Below are 21,737 nucleotides of genomic sequence, written 5' to 3' on the forward strand. Positions count from 1 at the left end.
GGGGCCGAGGTACAGGGCGGCGACCACGACGGGCACGCCGACCGCCCAGGCGCACCACCGCAGCACGTACTCCCGCCGCCTCGACAGGGCGACGGCGACGCCGCCGACGAGCAGCGCGCCGGCGAGGTAGGGGACCAGCTCGGCGACTTCGGTCACGCCACGCCAAGCGGAACGCGCAGCACCTCGGCGACGGCGGCCGCCACCCGGGCGTTGGCCGCGGCGTCGCGCACCGCGATCCGCACCGTCCTGCCCTCGAACGCCGGGGACAGCGGCGACAGGTCTCGCAGGAACACCCCCTGCCGCCGACACCGGTCGACAAGCCGGGCCGCACCCGGCCCGCCCGGGGGCAGCGTGAGCAGCACGAAGTTCGCCACCGACTCGCTGACCTGCAGATCCGCGCCGATCGCGGTGAGCGCCGCGACCAGCTCGGCACGCAGGACCACCGTCTTCGCCCACTGCGCCGCGTAGTACGCCGGATCGCGCAGGGCGTGCACCGCGGCGATCTGGGCGGGCAGGCTCACCGCCCACGGCGGGGTCCAGCGCCGCAGCTCGGCCGCGAGCCGCGGCGGCGCGGTGAGATAGGCCGCCCGCAGACCCGACAGGGCGTACATCTTGGACAGCGACGTGCACACGACGGCGTTGTCGGCCTCCGCCGCGTACGGCTCCAGCGACTGCCCCGCGCCGGCGTAACCGACGTAGGCCTCGTCGATCCAGAACCGGGTCCCGCCCGGCGCGCCCGCCAGCACCTCCCGCAGCTCGGCCGCGTCGAGGTGCACCCCGGTCGGATTGTTGGGGTTGACGACGACCACCAGGTCGTAGCGTTCCCGCAGGGCGTGGGCGAAGCGTTCCGGGTCGATCCGCCAGCCCTCCTCGCGACGCAGCGGGAACCGGTCGGCGCGGCAGCCGATCACCCGCTCCACGACGTGCGCGTACTCGCCGTAGCAGGGATCGATCAGCAGCACCCGGCTGGAGGCGTCCAGCCAGGTGCGGAACGCACGGAAGATCAGGTCGGACGAGCCCGCGCCGACGGCGACGGCCTCCTCGGGTACGCCCCGGCGACGTGCGATCTCCTCGATGAGGCCGCCGGCCTGCGCGGGCGGAGAAGTCCGCGCGATCCAACGCTGCCCGTCGGTCAGGGCCGCGACCGCGGCGGGAGCCGGCGGAAACCAGGCGTCGAGCACGTCGGCGGGTACCACGTCGCGGTGCGCGTCCAGGGTGTCGAACCCGCGGCCCAGTGCCTCGATGGAGGCGCCGCCGTGCGCGCACGACTCGTCCTCGGGCAGGAAGGCGAGCTCCAGCCGCCAGCGGACCGTCCGCCGAAGATCACGCAGCAGCGGGCCGTACTGCCGCACGGTCCGATCGGTGAGTTCGGCCACGTCGCCGGTCAGGAGCTGGAAGTCGACGGCCCCGAGCGCACCGCCACACCGGTGGACGCCAGCCCCAGCCCCAGATACATCGGCAGTAACTCGACCCGGCCCAAGGCCACGATGTTCCTGCCTCCGTGCGCCATCACCCAGCGAAGCGCCGCGTACATCAGCAGCTTGCCGATCAGCTCGCCCCGGCGGCTCGGATCGACGGTCAGGATCCGGATCTCGAACAGGCCGTCCGCGCGCAGCGCCGGATGGTCGTCTCTGCGCAGGTATTTGTCGATCGAGTAGCGGCCCGCCCACGGTGGCGTCACGCTGATGAACCCGGCCGGTGCGCCGTGGAGAGCCGCCACAAGGTAGACGTTGCCCTCGTCGAGGTCGTCGGTGAGCAGCCCGGCGGGATTGGGGGAGTGCTGGCCGAGTTCCCGCGCGTACACCTCGTGCCGCAGACGGTAGATCCACTCACGGTCCGCCTCCGACGACAGACGCAGTTCCAGCTCATCATCGACCACGGTCACGATCTTCACGGTATCGGGTCATCCTGTACAGAGGTGACATCGGCCGCCGAGCCCGCGCGCCCGTTCAGGCAGGTCGAGGCAGATAGTCCAGCACCTCGCAGGCCTGGCTCATGACGCTCGTGCCACCGAAAACACGTTGCAGCCGAAGGCCGGGACGCGAAACGCTCCCGGCGTGAAGATGCACGCCAACCAGCTGACGGTGTCACCCGAGACGGTGCGCACATTGGTGGACGAGCAGCTCCCCGAGTGGCGGAGCCTGCCTATCAGGAGCATCGCCGTCCAGGGAACGGTCAACGCCGTCTTCCGCATCGGCGACGGGTTCGCAGCCCGGTTCCCGCTGCAACCCGGGGACGTCGACGCGACGCGACGCTGGCTGGAGTCCGAGGCGGAAGCGGCCCGCGAGCTGGTAGGCCGCACCCGGTTTCGCACGCCCGAGCCGGTCGCCCTTGGTGAACCCGGGGCCGGCTACCCGCTTCCGTGGTCGGCGCAGACGTGGCTGCCCGGCGTCGTGGCCACCGACGAGGACCCGGGCGAATCGGTCGCGTTCGCGCACGACCTGGCCGATCTCATCGGCGACCTGCGCGCCATCGACACGCGCGGCCGCACGTTCGCCGGCAACGGCCGAGGAGGCGACCTTCGCTCCCACGACGAGTGGATGGAGACCTGTTTCAGGCACAGCGAACACCTCCTGGACGTTCCCCGCCTTCGCCGCATGTGGGCGACCCTGCGAAGCCTGCCGCGCGACTCAGCCGACGTGATGACCCACAGCGATCTCATTCCCGGCAACGTGCTCGTGTCCGCCGGCCGGCTCGCCGGGATTCTCGACGTCGGCGGCTTCGGACCGGCTGACCCTGCTCTGGATCTGGTGAGTGCCTGGCATCTGCTCGAGGCCGGGCCGCGGCAGGTGCTCCGCGAGGACCTTCGGTGCGATGACCTCGAATGGGAGCGAGGCAGAGCGTGGGCCTTCGTGCAGGCCCTGGGGCTCGTCTGGTACTACGTCGAAAGCAACCCGGTCATGAGCCGGTTGGGCCGACGCACCCTGGAACGCATCCTGGCGGGCACGTCACCTGCCTGAGCTCCGCTCTCTTCCAGGCAAGGGTGCGGGCTGGTCACGCCGGCTGGTCGATCAGCGTGTCGACAACCCGGAGCACCTCCGCCGTGGTGTCCAGATCACCCAGGATGATGATCTTCAGCGTGGCCCGTTGCTCGTCGTAGACGGTTTCGACGCGTAGGTGGTCGCCGTCGTCGCGTCTGTGCCGGCCGTGGACGAGGGCCAGGACCGTGTTGGTCAGGCGTATCGTCGCCTCGCGGCCGATCGCGTCGATCTGCACGATGCTGGACACCTCCGCGTGGAGTGCCTCTCGGGCGGGCGGAGGTGACATGGGCGCGCCGGTGAACGCCTCGAGATCCTCCCGGGCGATCCGGTACTGCTTGCCGACCCGCGTCGCCTTGAGCCGCCCGTCGCGTACGTAGGCCCGCACCGTCTTGACGTGGAGATCGAGCAGGCCCGCCACCTGATCCACCGAGTAGAACTGCTGTACCACGGCCGCCATCCTCGGTGAGGGTTCCTTGTGCTTCCCCAAAGTAGCACCCAACACAGGCCATTTGGGGAGGAGGACACCTCGAAACCTTCCCTGTTGCGCCGTTATATGAGGAAGGTTAGGGTAATTTTGTGTACAATAAGAGGGTGCTCGCGTCATGAGCGCGATCTACAAGTCCGAAGCCGGCGCGCGTGAGATTCAGCGCCGTTACCAGGAGGCGCTGCGCACCTGGCCGGTTCCCGCCGAGCACATCCGCGTGCCGACCCGCCAGGGTGAGACCTTCGTCATCGCCTCCGGCCCCGAACAAGCGCCGCCCGTGCTCCTGCTGCACGGCTCGGGGGCGAACACCACGATGTGGCGGAGCGACGTCACCACCTGGTCGCGGCACTTCCGCGTCCACGCCATCGACCTCATCGGGGAACCTGGCCTGAGCGCACCCTCCCGCCCGCCCCTCGACTCCGACGCCTACGCCCTGTGGCTGGACGACGTGCTGGAGGCCCTCGCCATCACCAGCACCGCGATCGTCGGCATCTCACTCGGCGGCTGGACGGCCCTGGACTACGCCACCCGCAGGCCCGATCGGGTGACGCGCCTGGCCCTGCTGTGCCCCGGCGGCGTGGGCAGGACCAGGTCGGCCTGGCTGTTCAAGGCCGTCCTTCTCCGCCTCTTCGGGCGCCGGGGCGTACGCCGATCCGCACGAACCGTCGCAGGCCTGGAAGACCTGCAGGACGAATCCGTCCTCGACGACCTGATGCTGACCTTCGCACAGTTCAAGCCGCGCACCGCCCGCCTGCCCGTGTTCTCCGACGACGCGCTGCGCAGCCTGACCCTCCCCATGCTGGTGACGGTCGGAGACCGCGACGCCCTGTTCGACTCCGCCGACACCGCCCGGCGCATCCGCCGGTGCGTCCCGCATGCGACCGTGCGGCTCCTGCCCGGAGTCGGGCACGCGATCTTCGGCCAGACCGACTCCATCCTGGCCTTCCTCCGCACCTGACCGGCGCCGACGCGCAGGAGGAGACGCGACTCGCTGCGGACCTGATCGGTGGTGATCAGATCCGCGGCGGGACGAGGCACTAGCCATGCAGTACGAGTACGGCCTTGCCCTGGATGCGGCGGCCGAACAGAGCATCCACCGCTTCGCCCACCTGATCCCAGGGGCCTCGCCAGCCGATCTGCGGATCAAGTTCCTCCCTCTCCAGCAACTGGATCAGGTGGGCGACATCCGGACCGAACGGGCCGGAGACCCCGAAGGGTTCGAGACGCCTGCGTCCGCCCAGCATCCTGAGCTCCTCAAAGTCGATGACCGTGGGCTCACGTGATGCCCAGCCGATGGACAGGGCGATGCCGCCGTCTTCGAGGCGCTCGAACGCCTCGGCCAACAGGGCGCCGCCCACGTTGTCGAGCACCCCGAACACGGGGTCGGTCGGCGGCCCCACCACGATCTCGGCGGCACCCAGCCTGCGCAGCCCTTCGGCGCGTTCGAGGCTCCCCACCGAAGCGACCACGTGCGCACCCGCCCGCGCGGCCAGTTGCACGGCGAATCGTCCTACGCCACCGGACGCTCCGGTCACGAGCACCCGGCGGCCGAGCACCGAGCCCAGCCGGCGGACGGCTTGCAGCGCAGTCACACCCGCCGCCGGAAGGGCGCCGGCAGCGCCGAGATCTACATGATCAGGAACGACTGCCAGATCGGCCGTGTCGACGGCCCGCAGTTCGGCCCATCCGCCCGTCCCCCCGAACGACGTGACGCGCGCCCCCTCCGGCGGGCCGGAGCCGTCGGAGGCGGCTCGCACCACGACACCCGCGGCGTCCTTCCCGAAGACCTGGCCGGGGCGAAGCTGCCGGGCCGAGAAGGCGAGTTCGCCGAAGTTCAGAGACGCCACCTCGACCTTGATCAGTGCCTGCGAGGCCAGCGGCCTCGGCTCGTCCACCTCGGCGAAACGCACGCCTCGCGCGGCGTCGGGATCGTAGACCAGGGCTCGCATTCATTCCTCCACTGAACTAACCGGTTAAATCAGTAGGAAAAGATATCACACTGAACTAACCGGTTAGAATGCCCTCATGTCACGCCCGTCCGCCCGCCAGCGGCTGCTCGAAGCCGCTCGTGAACTGTTCTATGCCGACGGCTACAACGTCTCGATCGATGCCGTCACCGAGCGCGCCCGCGTCGCGAAGCCGACCGTCTACGCACACTTCACGTCCAAGGACGCTCTCATCGGCACCATGCTCACCGCGGCGTGCGAGGAGTGGTTCGCCACGCTGGACGCTGAACTCGACCGACGCAAGGGCGACTCGCTGTCTCGACTCCTTGCCCCGTTCGACCTGCTCACGGCCGATCTACCGGACCCGGCCTACCACGGCTGCATCCTCGTGAACAGCGCGGCGTCCTTCCTCTCGCCCGAGCACCCCTCGTATCACGCCCTGGCGCAACATGACGAGCGCATGCTCGCGTTGTTCGAGCGTCTGGGGGGCGAGGCGGGCGCCCCGCAGCCGGCGGCCCTGGCCCGGCAACTCCTGCTGCTCTACAACGGCGTCAAGGCCCGCGGCCTGGTCGACAACACAGGCGCCGCGGCCCACGACGCCCGAGCGGCGGCGACCGCCCTCCTGGCCGCAGTCAATTCGGGCAAGAGCCTCTGATGCCCCACGCGCCAGCACACCCGTCCCCGGTCCCGTCGCCGGCGCGAGTGAAGCCCGCAACGACAGAGCCGGCTCCGTCGGGCGGCGCCGCCTGGCCCGTCGGCCGTAGGCCGGGCCGGGAGATGTTCGTCTCCACCGTCTCGGTCAGTGGTTGAAGACGTCTGAGAGGAACGTCGTCAGGGCCGCCGTTACCTCCGATGGTCGCTCGAGCGGTGGTAGGTGGCCGGTTTGGGGGAGGTCGATGCGTCGGGCGCCGGAGATGCCCGCCGCGAGCAGCGACGAGACCTCCTGGATGCCGGGCACGTCCGACAGGCCGTTGATCACCAGGGTCGGGGCGGTGATCTCGTGCAGGCGGGTGGCGGCGGTCGGGTCGAGGAAGCGCTGGGTGGACCTGGGGCCGGTCCAGGAGCGTTCGAACACCAGGCGGCACATCTCCACCGCGGCCTCCCACGCCTCGTCGGTGAGGGCGTCGCGGCCGCGGTCGGGGCCCGCGACCTGCCAGAGCGTGTGGGCCTCGGCCATCGCGCGGACGTCCTCCGGGGCCACGTGGTCGGCGGTGCCCGCACGGTACCGGGCCAGGCGGTCGGCGGGGACTGAGCTGTGGACTCGCTCGCGGGCTTGGTCCAGCATCTCCGGTGGCCACGTGTGACCGGCCAAGCTCGAGCAGATCGGGACAAGCGCGGCGACCCGGGAGGGGGCGGCGAGGGTGGCTTCAGTGGCGTGCTTGCCGCCATCGGAGCTGCCGACCAGCGCCGCCCGCTCGACCTCCAGCGCGTCCATGACGGCGAGCAGGTCCTCGTGGTGGCACACCTCGCCCTCGGCGTCGCCGGAACGGCCATGGCCTCGCCAGTCGTAGCGGATCACGCGATAGGTCTCCGACAGGGCCCGGAACTGGTGGTTCCACAGGCGCATGTCAGCAGCCGATCCGTGCACGAGTACGACAGTGCCCGCCGGGGCACTCGGAGCGGCCTCCTCATAGGCGATCTTGACGCCATCGATGATCAGCATGATGTGACGCTACCGCGGGGTACGGACGTGAGGTGCGGGCGTTCGCCAGGGGCGCAGCCGTGCTCGCCTCGCCACTACACCCGCAAAGCGCAACTCTGGGGTTGCGCCTGAAGGAGGTGACGTGCAACTCTAGGGTTGCATCAAACGGCGACAGCGAAGGAGTTCCCCATGAGCGAGGATCGGATCGAACGCGAGACACTGATCGCGGCATCCCTGGAGCGGGTCTGGTCGCTGGTGACCGAACCCGGGTTCTGGGTGGCCGACCCGGCGAACCTGCCCGGCACCGTGGCCAGAGAAGGCGAGTCGATGGTGGCGAAGAACGCGGAGTACGGCGACTTCCCGGTGCGCGTGGAGAAGGTCGAGCCGCCGACGTACGTGGCCTACCGCTGGGCCAGCGCGTTCCCCGGGCAAGAGCTGCGCGAGGACAACAGCACCCTCGTGGAGTTCACCCTGACCCCGGAAGGCGACAAGACGCGGCTCCGCGTCGTCGAGAGCGGATTCGCGGCGCTGGCCGCGTCCGAGGAACTGCGCCAGCAGGCGGTCAAGGACAACACCGGAGGCTGGCCCCAGGTGTTCGACGCGCTCAAGACGCGCGCCGAACAGGCGCACGCGTGACGGACGAGCGTCACAGCGCCATCGACAGCGTCCTCGTCGCGCTGGCCGACCCGACGCGACGTCAGATGCTCGATCTGCTCGCCGCGCAGGGCGAGGCCACCGCGACGACGCTCGCCGAACGGCTTCCCGTCTCGCGGCAGGCGGTGGTCAAGCACCTCGCCGTCCTGGACGCCGCCGGGCTGGTGTCCGGCAGCCGGGTCGGACGCGAGGTGCGCTACGCGGTGCGATCCGCTGCGCTGGACGCGACGGCGCAGTGGATGGCCGCGCTCGCGGCCGACTGGGATCGCCGGTTGGCGAACATCAAGCGCATCGCCGAGGCGGCGGAGCGGGATTCGCGCTAGTACCCCAGTCGCAGTTCTCCATTTCCCAGGCCAGGGTGCCTGTTCTGCACGTCATGGGCTGACGGCTCGTCAGGTCGTGGCTCGTCGGGCTGCGTTGAGCCCGTCATGACAACGCCGAAGCGGGGCCGTGGGCTCGCTGCTTGGCGGGGGCGTGCACGCTGACCCGGTGCGGCGGGCGGTTCGGCGACGCTCAGGCCCGGCTTGACTTCGAGCGCGCTCCAAGTCCGAACGTCGTGGTCATGAGTTCTTCAACGCTGCTCCAGACCACGGCCGGCGAGCTCAGCCGACGCCGCCGGCTCCTGGTGCTCGCGATCTGCTGTGCCAGCGTGGTCGTCGTGGTGATGGACATCTCCATCGTCAATGTCGCGCTGCCGACGATCCGTCGCGACCTGCACGCCTCGGTGCCCGGCCTGCAGTGGACGGTCGACGCGTACACCCTGGTGCTGGCCGGCTTCCTGGTGCTGGCAGGGTCCACCGCCGATCGGGTCGGCCGTCGGCGCGTCTTCCAGGTCGGCCTCGCCGCCTTCGGGCTCGGCTCGGTGCTGTGCGGCCTGGCGCCGAGCATCGGCTGGCTGATCGCGGCGCGTGCGCTGCAGGCCGTCGGTGGCACGATGCTCAACCCGGTGGCGATGGCGATCGTCGCCACCACGTTCCCCGACCCGGCTGAGCGGGCCAGGGCCATCGGCGTGTTCGGCTCGATGACCGGCCTGTCGCTGGCGCTGGGGCCGATCCTCGGCGGCGCCCTGGTCGACGGCTTGGGCTGGCGCTCCATCTTCTGGATCAACGTGCCGATCGTGGCCGCCGCGATCGTGTGCGCCGCGCTGTTCGTGCCCGAGTCCCGCGCCGCCCGGACGCGGCGGTTCGACCCGGTGGGCCAGACCCTGATGATCCTGATGCTGGGCAGCCTCGTCTACGCGATCATCGAGTCCAGATGGTCGGGCTGGACCTCGCCGGTCATCCTCGGCCTGCTCGCCGTCGCCGTGCTCGGCGCGCTGGGCATCCTCTGCTACGAACCACGTCGTGCCGACCCGCTCCTGGAGCTGCGCCTGTTTCGCAGCGTGCCGTTCAGCTCGGCGATCGTGATGGCGCTGTTCGCCTTGTGCGCGTTCGGCGCGTTCCTGTTCGTGACCACCCAGTACCTTCAGGACGTGCGCGGCATGTCGGCGCTGACGGCCGGGCTGTGCCTGCTCCCGGTCGGGGCGCTGGTCGTGGTGCTCTCCCCGCGCACCGGCCGGCTGGTCGGCGCGCGCGGTCCCAGGCTGCCGCTGGTGGTCTCCGGGGCCGCGCTGGCGCTGGGCGGCGGCGCGTCGATCTGGCTGGGGCCGGCCACCCCGCTGCCGGCCGTGCTCGCGACCTTTCTGCCGTTCGGTATCTTCCTGGGCACCGTCAACCCGCCGATCACCAACACGGCGGTCTCCGCAATGCCTCGCTCGATGGCCGGGGTGGCCACCTCACTGGCCTCCGCCGGCCGGCAGACCGGCACCACCCTCGGCGTCGCGATCGCCGGAACGACCGTGGGGCCGGCCCTGGCCCGCGGCGGGACGGCCTACACCACGGCGGAGCACGGCGTGTGGTGGATGGTGCTCGGGCTCGGCGTCGGCATCCTGATCCTGGGGCTGCTCAGCACCGGACGCCGGGCCTCGGACACCGCCGCGCGGGCGGCGGCGAGAAGGAGGAGCGGACGCGCTCGGCCCGGGGGTGGATAGGCTTGCGGCACCGCACCCACGGCTGCGGAGTGATTCATCCCTCTCGGCCGCGTCCGGCAGCGCGAGAGGCCACCCGCAGACGACGGGTGACGAACCGCTTCTGAACAGGACACCACGGATGACGAGGATGCGGCAGTTGATAACGGTTCCGGAGTCGTTCCGGGCCTGGGGCCGATGGCAGCGTGAGGGCGAGGCCGGGCGGCGATGGCTGGCCGCGCTGCCCGACCTCGTCTCCGAACACTGCGTCCGGTGGGGCCTGCGGATCGATGGCGACCCCATGCATGGTGACAACGGTCTGGCGGTGCCGGTCAGCCGCGGTGACGAACCGCTGGTGCTCAAAGTGAGCTGGCCCGACGAGTCGGTCGCCGAGCAGGTCAAGGCGCTGCGGGTGTGGAACGGGCGAGCCATGGTCCTGCTGGTCGACGCGGCCCCGTCCGGCGGCGCGATGCTGCTGGAACGGCTTGACCCCGGCAGGTCCCTGCGTGACCTGCCGCTGGAGGACGCCGTTCCGCTCATCGGACGGCTACTGCGCCGGCTGGCCGTACCGGCGGTCGGCGACTTCCGCTCCACGTGGGAGGTGGCTGCCGAGCTGCGTGGGTCGTTGCGTGACCGGTGGGAGGCGGTCGGGCGGCCATTCCCGGCCCGGGTGCTCGACATCGCGCTCGGGCTGGCGGGGGAGATGGCGGCCGAGCGACCGTCCGAGATGGTCAACCGCGACCTGCACTACCTGCAGGTGCTACCGGGACGCCGGGAACCGTGGCTCGCCGTGGACCCCCTGCCCCTTGTGGGCGCGATCGAGTACCAGGCGGGTCAGCTGCTCTGGACCCGCTACGACGAGATGGCCGGCGGCCGTCGGCTTCGGTGGTGCCTCGACGCGCTGATCGAAGCGGCCGAGATGGACCGGCACCGGGCCCGCTCGTGGGCGGTGCTGCGCTCGGTGGACTACCTGCTGTGGGGTCTGGACGCCGGATTCACCGAAGACCCCGTGCGCTGCGAACGCATAGTCGAGGAACTCACCTGATCGGGTCACACGACGTCCCGGCGCATCGGCTTGACCAGCGCCGCCGCGATCGCCAGCGCTGTGTACCCGAGCAGGACCAGCGCCCCGGCCACAGGAGGCAGCAGCCGGACGGGTTCGCTGGACAGCTGCTGGGCGAGGGCGTCGGACACCGCGGTGAAGTCGGTCAGCCCCGCGGTCGCGCCGCCGGGCAGCCACGGATACAGGTTGCGGACACCCGGGATCATCATGAGCAGCAGTTCCCCGCCGTAGAGGTAGCCGATCACCACGCCCAACGCCGCGACTTGGTGGCGAATCAGCGCGCCCATGCCCACGCCCAGCACCGTGTAGGCGACCATCGCGACCGCCAGGCGGGTCAGCAGTTCGACGATGGTCGCCGAGGGCAGGCCCAGGTTGACGCCGCGGGCCGCGGCGGCGCCGAACAACGCCACGGCGGCGCTGCCCGACAGGACGAGTCCGTAGACCATGCCGGCCAAGCCGTAGGTGATCAGTTTGGCGGCCAGCACCCGCCAGCGATCCGGCGCGAACAGGAACGTGAAGTTGATGGTCCGGTGCCGGTACTCGGAGGTCACCGCCAGGGTGCCGATCGCGGCGGGGATGAAGGCGGTGAATCCGAGGAATCCGAGAACGGCGCGCACCCCGGCTTCGGTGTGCAGCCCTGGCATCGGGGGCTGGAAGTTCTCCGGCCCGACGATGGCCAGCAGGCCGATCAGGCCGCCGCCGAGCAGGGCGGCCACGAGCAGGGTCCCCAGCCACATCCGGGTCGCCAGCAGCCTGCGGAACTCCGCGTGGATCAGGGGCTTCATGCGTGGGTCCGTTCGCTGGTCAGGTCGAGGAAGAGCTGCTCAAGGCTGGGATGTTCGGTGGTCAGGCCGTGGATGCGCAGCCCGTGGGCGGCGGCCAGGTCGGCGATCTGGGCGGGGTCGAGCCCGCGTACCCGCAGGCCCTGCGGGCCGTCGGCGTCGACCAGGTCGGCCTCGCGCGCCAGGATCTGGCTCAACCGGGTGGCGTCGGGAGTGGTCACCCGTACGGCTTGCGCCGCGCTGGACAACTCGTACAGCGGGCCGGCGGTCAGCAGTCGCCCCTGCCTGATGACGACCACGTCGTCGGCGACCTGCTGCACCTCACTCAGGACGTGGCTGGAGACCAGGATGGTGCGCCCGCCGTCGGCCAGACCGCGCAGGAACGAGCGCAGCCAGGCCATGCCCTCGGGGTCCAGGCCGTTGCTGGGCTCGTCCAGCAGCAGGACCCGGGGATCACCCAGCAGGGCGGTGGCCAGGTTGAGCCGCTGCCGCATGCCGGTGGAGAACCCGCCCGTCTTGCGCCCGGCGGCCTCGGCCAGACCGACCAGGCTGAGCAGCTCCTCGACGCGGTCGCCGGGGTATCCGCCCATCGCGGCGTAGATCTTCAGATGGTCTCTGGCCGAATGCTGCGGGTGGAAGGAGGCGGCGTCGAAGACCGCCCCTACCACGGTGGTCGGACGCGGGATGTCGCGGTAGCGGCGCCCGCCGATCGTCACGTTGCCGGACGTGGGCGCGACCTGGTCGACCATCATGCGCATCGTCGTCGTCTTGCCTGCGCCGTTCGGGCCGAGGAAAGCGGTGACCGCGCCGGGCCTGACGGTGAAGCTGAGGTCGTCGACGGCGGTGACCGGGCCGTACCTCTTGCTCAGGTTGCGCACCTCGATGCCGCTCACGCGACCACGGCCCTGACGGCCTCAGCCAGGCGCTCGGCGTCGGGGACCGAGACGACGACCTCGTCGAATTCGTCACCGGAGCTCGCGCGATCCAGCAGCAGGTGCAATCCGGGCAGGTGGCGGTGGACCGCGACCAGTTGCCGCGGTCCACCGAAGACGCCCCACACGCCGATCTTGGTGTGGCCCGACACCGTCAGTCCTTTGCGCGGGCCGCGCGGGACTCGCAGCGGCTGCCCCGTGGCGGCCGCCTGCCGTACCGCCGTCAGGGGGACGGTGTGCCGGGCGCGCCCGGTGAACAACCGCTCCCACGGACCGAACTCGATAGTGATCAAACCTTCAGCGATCATGACCGTTGCCACGGGTCAGCCTTTCGTCAGGGGAAGGAGGACCGTCGCCAGCAGCCGAGGTGTGCGGCCAGGTCCGGGCTCATGTGCGAGCAGGGGCTGCACCAGCTCGGCGAACCCCTGCGCGAACCGGATGAACTCCTCGTCATCCAGATGCATCACCAGCTGCTGGTAGCCGACGCCGTCGGCCACCAGGTCGACGTGCTCCCTGGCGAGGTAACGCGAGAACTCCGCCAGCAGGCTGCTGACGAACATGGTGAAATACCGCGCGTGCTCCTCCGGGGAGGTCGAGGCCAGCACTTCGGCGGTGGGTGTCACCCCGCCTTCCGGCACCGCGTACACCCGCTCGGTCGCGCCTCCGACCTTGCGCTCCTCCACCACTTCCAGCATGCCCGCCTTGGCGAGGGTGGCGATCTGCCGGTACAGCGTGGCCTGCGGCACGTCAGGCAGCAGGCCGGCCAGATCGGACGCCGTACGGCGAGCGCCTACCACGGCAACCAGGATCCGGATGCGCACGGGATGAAGCGCCAGCTCGGCCCAGCGCTCTGTCGAGGTACTCACAGGAGGACATTATCACTATCGATAATGAGAATGAACGGGGGTGCGGCTCACCGCGACCACCGTCCGGCACCGCCCGCACCGCCCAGCTGTAGAGTCACCCATCAGCCCGACACCAAGTCAGCATCCATGATCAGACAGGACCCCAGACATGACCGCACCGGCGAACGGCCCCGCCAGCTACTTCCCCTCGATCGAGAAGACGTACGGCCGCCCCATCCAGGAGTGGCAGGACCTCATCAGTTCCTCGCCGCTGACCAAGCACATGGAACTCGTCGCCTGGCTCAAGACCGAGCACGGCCTGGGGCACGGCCACGCCAACGCCCTCGTCGCGGCCACCCTCGCAGCGGGCAAGTAGGCCTCGTCGATCGCCATCGGGCGCTCGTGTCCCCAGGTCCCTTACGGCGCGGGCCCGGGGCTCAGCCGAGTGGCATGGTGCAGAACCCGCCGCCGACCCGGTGGAGAAGGGGATCGGCGGGGTCGAAGGCGTCGGCCCCCGCGATGGCGTCCGCGAAGCTCTCGGCGTCGTCGCGCGGCCGGTAGCCGATCGTCTCACCCTCGGTGAGCGACCACCAGCGGCGGGTGTTCGCCGAGATGCCCCACAGGATCCGGAACCCCGGCGGGTCCGCGGCGAGGCACGCCTCGACCAGCCGCGCCGCGTCCTCGTGCGAGAGCCACACCGCGAGGTCGGGCAGCGAGACCGGACGCGGCCGGAACGCCCCGATCCGCAGACAGCTGACGTCGATCCCGAACCGGGAGTGGTAGAGGCTGCCGAGGGCTTCGACCGCCGCCTTGCTGACGCCGTAGTAGGTGTCCGGACGTGGCGGCGCGTCTGCCGGAAGGAGACCGTCGTCGCGGGTCAGGAATCCCGCGGCGTGGATGCTGGAGGCGAGGACGACCTTCGGCACACCCTGTCGGCGGACGGCTTCGAGGACCCGTTGCGTGCCGTCGACGTTGGCCGCCAGGATCTGCTCCCACGGAGCCTCGCCGCTGAGCCCGCCGAGGTGTATGACCGCGTCCACGTCCTGACACGCCTCGTCAAGCGCGCCCTGATCGGTGAAGGACGCCTCGACGAGTTCCACGGGTTCGTCCGGCGGCCCGGGGGCCGGCGGCGCGATGTCGAGCAGACGCAGCGTCCTGCCAGGCCGGGCCAGCAGCGGACGGAGCGCCGTTCCGACGCGGCCGGCCGCCCCCGTGACGAGGATCCGGTGCGCCATCAGTGGCCGTCCCACGTCTCGTCGAGGGCCGGAAGCGGCGCCGGCGGCTCCGCGCGGTCGTAGTGCGCCGGCGTCACCGGATCGAGCGTGTAAGGGGGCTGGTTGTAGGTGTGCTGACGCCGGAACGCGGCCTCGACCGGCGGCTCCCAGTGCCGCCAGCCGCGCGGATCGGTGTCGACCGGGGGCGACTCCGGCCCGATGCCGGCGCCGTTCTCGGCGGCGACGGCGTACTCGTAGACCGTGATGCCCGCGGGCAGCTCGCCGGACGACGGCTCGGCGAAGCCCGGCACCACACCGGCCACGTCGTCACGGTGACTGAAGGCCAGGCCCGCGAAGACCTCCCGGTATCCGACGTCGCCCTTGCGCCGCCGATACAGGCGGTACCGGCTCGCGCCGAGGACCTCACCCCACGTCGCGGTCACGCCGCCGTCCGCCAGCCGGAGCCTGAGCCCGTCAGGGGCGGGGGGACGCTCGCCGGTCGCGTAGATCGGATAGTCCTGGCCGGGATCGCTTCGGCGCGCGCCGTTCCCGGCGATGACGCGGACGTGGTACTTGGCGCCGTTCGTCAGACCGTGAAGCGTGTACGGACTCCGTCGCGCGGAGCCGACGGTCTCCCACGTCGTACCGTTGTCCGTGCTGAGCTGTACCTCGTACGAGTCGGCCGCCGCGACGCGGGTGAAGTGCACGACGGCCCCGCCGCTGACGCTCTCGGTCCGCACCACGCGCGATGGCACCGGACGAGGCGCGCCCTCGGTGAGCTCCCACCGATGCCGTCCCTCGGGCAGTTCGACGGAGAGTTCCTCGTCGCTGACCCGGTAGGCCTGCGCCGGGGCGCCGTCGACGAAGACTCGCGCCTCGCCCAGCCCGCTCGCGACGCGCAGCAGCGCCTTCGTCGGTCTTCGCGTGACGTACGTGCCCTCGATCGCGCGCGGCTCGCGGTAGTCGAGGCTGATGCCGAGCTCCGGATCGCCGGTGGTCAGCGTGACGTCGCCGGCGCCGATGACCGTGCCGTGGAACAGGGCGAGCTGCCGCCGGCCGTCGTGCCGTAGCCGGATGGCGCCGGCCGTGCCGCGGAAGCGCAGGCCGTCCTCGGCGACGTCCACCTCGCGCGGCCGTTGGTGCGGCGCGTTCTCGTAACGGAACACGTGGTCGACGCTGTGCGGCGTCCTGATCCGCGCCCCCCACGGCGTCGTCACCTCGGGGTCCACGGTCAGGTCGTCGCGGTGGCTGACGATCGCCAAGGTGTCGCCGTCGCCGCCCTCGGGGCGCCCCTCCAGGCGGAGGATCCGCGAGGTCCGCGTCACCATCTCGCCGTCGAGTTCGCCGTCCCGCCGCACGCCCCGCACCACGTGGACGAAGGGCATGCGGTCCGGCAGGTGGGCGAAGCTGTTGGCGTCGTGGCCGTTGGACTTCGTGAGCGTCGACCAGGTCCAGACGGTGCGCTGGTTGGGCGCGAACGCGTCGTAGGTCGCGAGGTAGTCGGCCCCCATCAGCAGGACACTGCGACTGCGGTAGGCCAGGGCCACCGGACTGTCCGGATGCGGGACGAGCTCGGCGAACTGCGCCCAGCCGAGGTCGTGCAAGGGCCGGTCCAGCGTGTTCTGGCCGATCGACCGGAACGCGCCGTCCTGCCACACCGCGCAGGACGAGGTGAACGTGGCGTCCGGGACCCGCCGGTCGCCCGCGTCCTCGGGGCCGTGGCCGCTGTAGGCACGTCCGGCGGCGTAGTAGTAGAGGTGCCCGGAGCCGTTGTCGTCGGCGATGCCCCAGCGGTAGTTCGGCCCGTGGTCGACCTGCTGCAGAAAGACGGCGACCTCAGAGGGCCGGTCCACGTCGGCGCGCAGCGTGACGCCGTAGCCGGTGTACTTGGAGCTGCGCAGCCGGGGATTCGTCCCGGCGTTCCCGGTGCTCTCGACGAGCGGACGCCACGGATCCGGCGCTCCCGGACGGCTGTCCAGGTGCTTGGCCGAGGCGTCGCTGCCCCACAGCAGATGCTCGGCGACGAGCGGCCGGTAGGTGCGCAGCGCCTCGCCGAGCAGCCGCATCTCGATCGGGGGGCGGCGGGGCCAGAAGGCGTGCGCGCCCTGCGCCGGATGCATGCGCAACGCGCCGTTCCCAGGAGTCGACGCGCCGTTCCCAGGGGTCGGCTCGTCGCGCGTCAGGATCGGTGCGGTCAGAGCGTTGACGAGCCAGTCGCCGACCGCCGCGAACTCCGGCGTCGCCAGGCGGTTGCGGCCGTCGGCACGGCGGGCCAGGGCGTTGCCGAGCGTCATCGGACGCAGGAAGGCCCAGACGTACGTGGACAGGCTCTCGGTCCAGCGCCCGGCCGACGCCTCGCGGCCCGGGAGCGCGGGCCGGGTGTGGAACCGCGCGGCGAGCTCGGCGACCTTCTCGAACTGGTCGAGCCAGGCCGGGGCGGCTTCGTGGCCGGGGAACAGCCAGGCCAGGCACGCCAGCGCCGCCCTGCCGTCGGCCAGGAAGTTCGGATGCCCGCCGAACATCCTCAGGATCGGCGTCATCTCCTCGTTCGCCGAGACGTACGCGGTGAGCAGCAGCAGCGCGTCCACCCGGCGGCGCTGCTCCGCGCTCAGCCGCTCGCCCAGCCGGTCATAGCCGTCGAGGAACCGGTCGTAGAGCGGACGCTGCCCGATGTTGAGGTACCCGGCCAGGTCGTTGACGCCGCGCGCGATCAGACGCGGCCCCTCGTCGCCCTCGAACAGCGCGGCCAGGAAGTCCTCGGCGGTCGCGAACTCGCCTTCGGCGGCGACGCGCTCGGGACGCCGGCCGTCGTAGGCGAGGTTCCAGTCCTTGACCCGATCGAGGCTCAGGGTGCCCTGCCAGTGCTGGAGGTCGCGCCCGTACGTGCTCTGGTAGGCGGCGCCGACGCCCTTCTCCTGCCGCCGCAGCACCTCGCGGTCCTGCTCGTGGTCGTAGAAGGCGATCCCGGTCGAGCGGGTGCCGGTGCGCAGCGGCCACGTCCAGCGCAGGACGCCCCCGGTGTGCCGGAACCGGATCTGCAGCAGGTCCGACGAGGCCCAGGACGCGTAGGAGCGGTCGTCCCACCGCGCGTGGTCCCGGATGAAGACGGCCATGGCGTCACCCGTGCGCACGTCCCAGAACGTGGCGTGCGGCCGGACGTCCCACGCGAAGCTCGGCCCGTACGGGCCGACGGTGAACAGGTAGTCCTCATCCGGACGCTCGGTGCCGCCGGGCCCCGAGAAGTTCGGGTCCTCGCCGCTGCCGCCGAGGGTCAGCGGCTCGTCGATGCCGAGCCATCGGTACGTCTCCGGGCTCCCGGGATCGAGGTGGTCGGCGGCGTTCTGCGACCCGGGCCAGGCCGAGGAGAAGCGGTGCGTGGGGGAGCAGCCGGTCCAGGACAGCTCCCAGCTCGCGCCGGCGTCGTCGAACCCGGTCATCTCCTCGGAGATCTCGACGAAGTCGCACCCCTGCAGGCAGCGGACGGTCGCCGTGTAACGCGCGCCGTGTGCGAAGTCGTAGACGATCTCGTACTCCGCGAACAGCGGACCGCTCCGCACCAGCCGTGACTCGACCTGGGTCACGCCGCCGCGGACCTCCGACCGCCCGGCCCAGCCGCGCCCCCGGTTCCACGCGGTCACCGGCCCCGGCGCGACGCCGTCGGCCGCCCGCGAGGCGGGCAGCCGGACCTGCAGCGCGCCGCTGTCGAGGACGACATGGTCATCCGAGGGCTTGACGCGCACGGGTCTGTCCGGCAACGCCGGAGTTCCGTTGGAGAGCACGTACGCCCGGGTCTGCCCAGGGGCCAGATCACCGAAGAAGCAGATGACGGCGGAGACCGCGAGCCCGTCCGCCTCGACGACTTCGGCCGGCTGGAACGGCACCGGTCTCCCGGTGTCGTCGGCCAGCCGCAGCTCCTCGACCCGCACGGAGGGCCTTTCCCAGCGTACGGCGAACCGCAGCAGCGTCCGCGGCCACGCGAACTCCGGATGCCCGATCGGATCGTGCAGCCGGAACACGACCCGGTCCGCATCCGCCGGCCACGGCGTCACCTTCCCGCTCACTCCGCGTCCCTCCGTTCGGCGGGCACCGCGACGCCCTGCGTGCCGAACGCCGCACCGCCCGCGACGCCCTCGACCAGGTACCGCTGGAGCACGATGAACAGCAGCAGGATCGGCGCCGCGACGATGAACGTGCCTGCGGCGATCAGCGGCCAGTTCTGCGTGTGCTCGCCGAAGAACGAGTACAGCCCGCGGGTGACCGGCCACAGCTGCTGGTCCGACAGCATGACCAGCGGCAGGATCAGGTTGTTCCAGGCGTGCACGAACCCGAAGATGGCGAACGTCGCCAGCGCCGGCTTCATCTGCGGGATGATGATCGTGAAGATGAAGCGGACGTAGCCGCAGCCCTCCAGTGCCGCCGCCTCGTCGATCTCCTTCGGGATGCCCTTGATGTAGCCGACGAAGAAGAAGAACCCCGCGCCCGACAGGCTGGTGAGGATCAGGTAGCCGGGCATGCTGTTGTACAGGCCCAGCGCCTGCGCCTCGATGAACAGCGGGATCAGGCCGCCGGGCAGGAACCCGGAGAAGACGAAGAAGGCGTAGACCGCGTTGGAGCGCTTGAAGTAGCCGCGCGAGACCGGGAACGCGAGGAAGACGCCCAGGATCAGCGTGACCGTGTCCGGGATGACGGCGTAGATCAGGCTGTTGAGCATCTGCCGGCCGAAGTCGCCCTGGGTCCAGGCCGCGCCGAAGTTCTCCAGCGTCCACGGCTGCGGCAGGCCCGTCGGATCCTGCAGGAAGCCGGTGAACGTCTTGAACGACTGGAGGAGCATGTACACCAGCGGCGCCGCGAACAGCACCGCCGCGATCGCGAAGCACAGCAGGTTGCGGCCCGTCGCCCTCACAGCTGGATCTCCCGCCTGCGCAGCGTGAACAGCAGCGTGCCGCCGATCACCACGGTGAGGACGAACTGCAGGATCGCCAGCATCGAGCCGTAGCCGAGCTGGCTGGTAAGGCCGAAGGCGGAGTCGAACATGTACAGCCCCAGCGTCTTGGTGCCGAAGTTGCCGCCGGTCATGACGAGGATCAGCGCGTACTCGCCGAGCGCGCCCATCGCGGTCAGGAAGATGTTGACGGTCGCGGCCGGGGCCAGCAGCGGCCACGTCACGTGCAGGAACGACCGCCAGCGCCCGGCCCCGTCCAGCGCCGCCGCCTCGTAGACCGGCTTGGGGATGTTGCGCAGGCCCGCGATGTAGATCAGCATCGTGTACCCCGCGAACATCCAGATGTTGACCAGCATCACCAGCGGCAGCGCCAGCGAGCTGTCGCCCAGGAACGCTGTCGCACTGCCGAAGACCGCCTGCCACGCCTTCTCGGCCGGGCCGGTGACCGGGTCGAGGATCAGCGCGAACACCGTGGCGACGACCGCGACCGAGAAGATCTGCGGCATGAAGATCAGCGCCCGGTAGACCGTGTACGAGCGCCCCGGGCGGTTGAGCAGCAGCGCCAGCCCGAGGCCCACGAGGTTCTGCAGGACGGTCACGCCGACCACGTAGATCAGCGTGACCTTCAGCGACTCCCACACCTGCGCCGACAGCGCGGTGAACGCCGTCGTGTAGTTGCACAGCCCGCAGACGTTGAGCGGCGTGCCCGGCATCCCGGAGTACTGCGTGAAGGAGTACCCGATGGTGGCCAGCGACGGGTACAGCCCGAACAGCAGCCACCCGATCCCGGGGATCGCGATGCTCGCCCACGGGATCCACCGCCGGGTACGCCGGGTTCCGAAGGGACTACCAGCCACGCTATCGGCCTGCCGACTTGGCGTAGGCGGAGGCCGAACGGGACAGGATCGTGTCCAGGCTGTCGGGGCCGATCGGCGCGAGCTTGTAGAAGTCGGGCCCCGCCGCGTCCACCGGAGCGCCGGCCGGGGTCCACGGCGGCGTCAGCTGCGTGAAGGAGCCTTCGCTGTGCTGGTTGAGCCAGTCCATCCAGGGCAGCCCGGTGTTCTTCAGCGCAGGCTGCGTCGACAGCGATCCGGTCAGCTTCAGCCACTCCTGGTAGTTCTCCGGCTCGGAGAACATCGTCAGCCACTGCATCGCCAGGTCCTTCTGCGGCGCCGAGGCCGGGACGACCCAGGTCAGGTCGGGCTTGAAGGCCACCCGGTTGGCCGCCGGGTCGTCGGTGCCGGGCAGCGTGAAGAAGCCCAGGTTCAGCTTCGGGTTGGCCTGCTGGATGGTCAGGCCGTCCCAGGAGCCGTCGACCAGGAAGGGGAAGTCGTCGGTCTTGACCGCCCACACGCCGGGCGCGGTCTGCTGGTCGATGCCCGAGGCGGTGGGCACGACGTACTGCATGACCTTGGCGTAGCGGGCGCCGACCTCCTTGTAGATCGGGTCGGTCCACTTCTGCGTGCCGTCCCAGAACGCCTTGGCCCGGTCGGCGGAGATCTGTACGGACTCGGTGGCCCCGCGGCCCTTCATCATCAGCTGGTTCTCGATGCCCTGCCAGATGCCGCCCTGCATGCCGACCTTGCCCGACAGGAAGATCGGCGTCTTCCCCGCCTTCTTGAGCTTTTCGCAGGCGTCCAGGAACTCCTGGAACGTGGTCGGCACGGCGATGCCGTACTGGGCGAGCAGGTCCTTCTTGTACCAGATCGCACCGGCGGCGGCGTAGCTGGCGGCCATGACCCCGTAGACGCCGCCCTTGTAGCCCACGGCCGCGGCCTGCGTGGCCGCGTCGTAGTGCTTCATGAACGGCTGGTCCTTGAGGTCGGTCAGCTGGTTGGAGGTGATGAGCGCGGCGGCGTTGGCGGGTTGGATCTTGGTGTACTCCGGCGGGAAGCCGCCCTGTGTCGGGGCGAACCTGGCCAGCACGTCCACCGACTTGGCCTGCAGGAGGCTGTTGGACAGCTGGGCCCACGCGCCGTTGGCGGTCGCGGTGCTCTGCACCTTGACGGTGACGCCCGGGTGCGCCTTCTCGAACTTGGCGTTGAGCTGCTTGGTGAACTCGATGGCGCCCGGGTTCGTCCACAGGGCGACGGTCAGCGTGGCATTCGACGCGGACGAGGAGGTCGAATCACCGGTGGTACACCCGGCGGCGCCACCGAGGGCGAGGACGATCGCCAGTGTCACGGCGACCGGTGTGCGGGTTGTCATGTGCGAGCGCTCCTTGGGGGGATGGTGAGCGGGTCAGGG

At 70.7% G+C, this 21,737-nt stretch carries 22 protein-coding genes; 8 read left to right on the plus strand and 14 right to left on the minus strand.

Features of this window, described 5'->3' with window-relative positions:
• Nucleotides 1–152: 152 nt before the first annotated feature.
• Together ABZ297_RS28915 and ABZ297_RS28920 are read right to left on the minus strand one after the other, a co-directional pair.
• Complete coding sequence (locus ABZ297_RS28915; protein ID WP_355352118.1) at nucleotides 153–1,376, minus strand: histidinol-phosphate transaminase; 1,224 nt, start codon at nucleotides 1,374–1,376, stop codon at nucleotides 153–155.
• An 8-nt stretch (nucleotides 1,377–1,384) separates the two neighbouring features.
• The gene (locus ABZ297_RS28920) at nucleotides 1,385–1,885 is read right to left on the minus strand and encodes a GNAT family N-acetyltransferase (protein ID WP_355352121.1); all 501 of its coding nucleotides are present in this window, start codon (nucleotides 1,883–1,885) and stop codon (nucleotides 1,385–1,387) included.
• 178 nt (nucleotides 1,886–2,063) lie between these two features.
• Here ABZ297_RS28920 and ABZ297_RS28925 point away from each other — a divergent pair, with 178 nt between their 5' ends.
• On the plus strand, nucleotides 2,064–2,960 hold the full coding sequence (locus ABZ297_RS28925) for an aminoglycoside phosphotransferase family protein (protein WP_355352226.1): 897 nt from the start codon (nucleotides 2,064–2,066) through the stop codon (nucleotides 2,958–2,960).
• A 34-nt stretch (nucleotides 2,961–2,994) separates the two neighbouring features.
• Here ABZ297_RS28925 and ABZ297_RS28930 read toward each other — a convergent pair whose 3' ends face one another.
• Nucleotides 2,995–3,438 (minus strand): helix-turn-helix domain-containing protein, encoded by a 444-nt coding sequence (locus ABZ297_RS28930; protein ID WP_355352124.1) that lies wholly within the window; start codon nucleotides 3,436–3,438, stop codon nucleotides 2,995–2,997.
• Nucleotides 3,439–3,583: 145 nt separating this feature from the next.
• Between ABZ297_RS28930 and ABZ297_RS28935 the strand changes: the two genes are divergently transcribed.
• On the plus strand, nucleotides 3,584–4,423 hold the full coding sequence (locus ABZ297_RS28935; protein WP_355352127.1) for an alpha/beta fold hydrolase: 840 nt from the start codon (nucleotides 3,584–3,586) through the stop codon (nucleotides 4,421–4,423).
• A 79-nt stretch (nucleotides 4,424–4,502) separates the two neighbouring features.
• Here ABZ297_RS28935 and ABZ297_RS28940 read toward each other — a convergent pair whose 3' ends face one another.
• On the minus strand, nucleotides 4,503–5,414 hold the full coding sequence (locus ABZ297_RS28940) for a zinc-binding dehydrogenase (RefSeq protein ID WP_355352130.1): 912 nt from the start codon (nucleotides 5,412–5,414) through the stop codon (nucleotides 4,503–4,505).
• A gap of 76 nt (nucleotides 5,415–5,490) precedes the next feature.
• On the opposite strand from ABZ297_RS28940, the gene ABZ297_RS28945 reads away from it, so the two are divergent.
• Nucleotides 5,491–6,066: a TetR/AcrR family transcriptional regulator gene (locus tag ABZ297_RS28945; protein ID WP_355352133.1), complete on the plus strand. Its 576-nt coding sequence runs from the start codon at nucleotides 5,491–5,493 to the stop codon at nucleotides 6,064–6,066.
• Between the two features lie 144 nt (nucleotides 6,067–6,210).
• On the opposite strand, the gene ABZ297_RS28950 is transcribed toward ABZ297_RS28945, so the two are convergent.
• The gene (locus tag ABZ297_RS28950) at nucleotides 6,211–7,074 is read right to left on the minus strand and encodes an alpha/beta hydrolase (RefSeq protein ID WP_355352136.1); all 864 of its coding nucleotides are present in this window, start codon (nucleotides 7,072–7,074) and stop codon (nucleotides 6,211–6,213) included.
• Nucleotides 7,075–7,242: 168 nt separating this feature from the next.
• Here ABZ297_RS28950 and ABZ297_RS28955 point away from each other — a divergent pair, with 168 nt between their 5' ends.
• From ABZ297_RS28955 to ABZ297_RS28970, 4 genes are all read left to right on the plus strand, one after another.
• On the plus strand, nucleotides 7,243–7,689 hold the full coding sequence (locus tag ABZ297_RS28955; protein ID WP_355352139.1) for an SRPBCC domain-containing protein: 447 nt from the start codon (nucleotides 7,243–7,245) through the stop codon (nucleotides 7,687–7,689).
• Entirely contained in the window at nucleotides 7,686–8,030 is a 345-nt protein-coding gene (locus ABZ297_RS28960) for a metalloregulator ArsR/SmtB family transcription factor (protein ID WP_355352142.1), read from the plus strand. The genes ABZ297_RS28955 and ABZ297_RS28960 overlap by 4 nt, the downstream gene beginning before the upstream one ends.
• A 239-nt stretch (nucleotides 8,031–8,269) precedes the next feature.
• On the plus strand, nucleotides 8,270–9,736 hold the full coding sequence (locus ABZ297_RS28965; RefSeq protein WP_355352145.1) for an MFS transporter: 1,467 nt from the start codon (nucleotides 8,270–8,272) through the stop codon (nucleotides 9,734–9,736).
• Between the two features lie 127 nt (nucleotides 9,737–9,863).
• Nucleotides 9,864–10,757 carry an aminoglycoside phosphotransferase family protein gene (locus ABZ297_RS28970; RefSeq protein ID WP_355352148.1) on the plus strand — a complete coding sequence of 298 codons (894 nt, stop codon included), beginning with the start codon at nucleotides 9,864–9,866 and terminating at the stop codon, nucleotides 10,755–10,757.
• A gap of 5 nt (nucleotides 10,758–10,762) precedes the next feature.
• Here ABZ297_RS28970 and ABZ297_RS28975 read toward each other — a convergent pair whose 3' ends face one another.
• The 4 genes from ABZ297_RS28975 to ABZ297_RS28990 are packed head-to-tail and all read right to left on the minus strand — an operon-like array spanning nucleotide 10,763 to nucleotide 13,355.
• Nucleotides 10,763–11,560 (minus strand): ABC transporter permease, encoded by a 798-nt coding sequence (locus ABZ297_RS28975; protein WP_355352151.1) that lies wholly within the window; start codon nucleotides 11,558–11,560, stop codon nucleotides 10,763–10,765.
• The gene (locus ABZ297_RS28980; RefSeq protein ID WP_355352154.1) at nucleotides 11,557–12,450 is read right to left on the minus strand and encodes an ATP-binding cassette domain-containing protein; all 894 of its coding nucleotides are present in this window, start codon (nucleotides 12,448–12,450) and stop codon (nucleotides 11,557–11,559) included. The genes ABZ297_RS28975 and ABZ297_RS28980 overlap by 4 nt, the downstream gene beginning before the upstream one ends.
• Nucleotides 12,447–12,782 carry a hypothetical protein gene (locus ABZ297_RS28985; RefSeq protein ID WP_355352157.1) on the minus strand — a complete coding sequence of 112 codons (336 nt, stop codon included), beginning with the start codon at nucleotides 12,780–12,782 and terminating at the stop codon, nucleotides 12,447–12,449. Before ABZ297_RS28985 ends, ABZ297_RS28980 begins: the two co-directional genes overlap by 4 nt.
• A 30-nt stretch (nucleotides 12,783–12,812) precedes the next feature.
• The gene (locus tag ABZ297_RS28990; RefSeq protein ID WP_355352160.1) at nucleotides 12,813–13,355 is read right to left on the minus strand and encodes a helix-turn-helix domain-containing protein; all 543 of its coding nucleotides are present in this window, start codon (nucleotides 13,353–13,355) and stop codon (nucleotides 12,813–12,815) included.
• 148 nt (nucleotides 13,356–13,503) lie between these two features.
• Here ABZ297_RS28990 and ABZ297_RS28995 point away from each other — a divergent pair, with 148 nt between their 5' ends.
• Nucleotides 13,504–13,710 carry a DUF4287 domain-containing protein gene (locus tag ABZ297_RS28995; protein WP_355352163.1) on the plus strand — a complete coding sequence of 69 codons (207 nt, stop codon included), beginning with the start codon at nucleotides 13,504–13,506 and terminating at the stop codon, nucleotides 13,708–13,710.
• 61 nt (nucleotides 13,711–13,771) lie between these two features.
• Here the strand turns inward: ABZ297_RS28995 and ABZ297_RS29000 are convergent, their stop codons facing one another.
• Genes ABZ297_RS29000 through ABZ297_RS29020 form a run of 5 tightly spaced genes read right to left on the minus strand, consistent with a single transcriptional unit; the run spans nucleotide 13,772 to nucleotide 21,698 of the window.
• Nucleotides 13,772–14,569 carry an NAD(P)-dependent oxidoreductase gene (locus tag ABZ297_RS29000; RefSeq protein WP_355352166.1) on the minus strand — a complete coding sequence of 266 codons (798 nt, stop codon included), beginning with the start codon at nucleotides 14,567–14,569 and terminating at the stop codon, nucleotides 13,772–13,774.
• Nucleotides 14,569–18,609, minus strand: coding sequence for a fibronectin type III domain-containing protein (locus ABZ297_RS29005; RefSeq protein ID WP_355352169.1), 4,041 nt, complete (start codon nucleotides 18,607–18,609; stop codon nucleotides 14,569–14,571). Before ABZ297_RS29005 ends, ABZ297_RS29000 begins: the two co-directional genes overlap by 1 nt.
• Complete coding sequence (locus ABZ297_RS29010; RefSeq protein ID WP_355352172.1) at nucleotides 18,606–19,451, minus strand: carbohydrate ABC transporter permease; 846 nt, start codon at nucleotides 19,449–19,451, stop codon at nucleotides 18,606–18,608. The genes ABZ297_RS29005 and ABZ297_RS29010 overlap by 4 nt, the downstream gene beginning before the upstream one ends.
• A complete protein-coding gene (locus ABZ297_RS29015) occupies nucleotides 19,448–20,347 on the minus strand; it encodes a sugar ABC transporter permease (protein ID WP_355352175.1) in 900 nt (299 codons plus the stop codon). Before ABZ297_RS29015 ends, ABZ297_RS29010 begins: the two co-directional genes overlap by 4 nt.
• 1 nt (nucleotide 20,348) lies before the next feature.
• Nucleotides 20,349–21,698, minus strand: a complete 1,350-nt coding sequence (locus ABZ297_RS29020) for an extracellular solute-binding protein (protein ID WP_355352178.1) — start codon at nucleotides 21,696–21,698, stop codon at nucleotides 20,349–20,351.
• Nucleotides 21,699–21,737: the final 39 nt, after the last annotated feature.

This window comes from Nonomuraea sp. NPDC005983, assembly GCF_040614375.1.
Lineage (GTDB): Bacteria > Actinomycetota > Actinomycetes > Streptosporangiales > Streptosporangiaceae > Nonomuraea.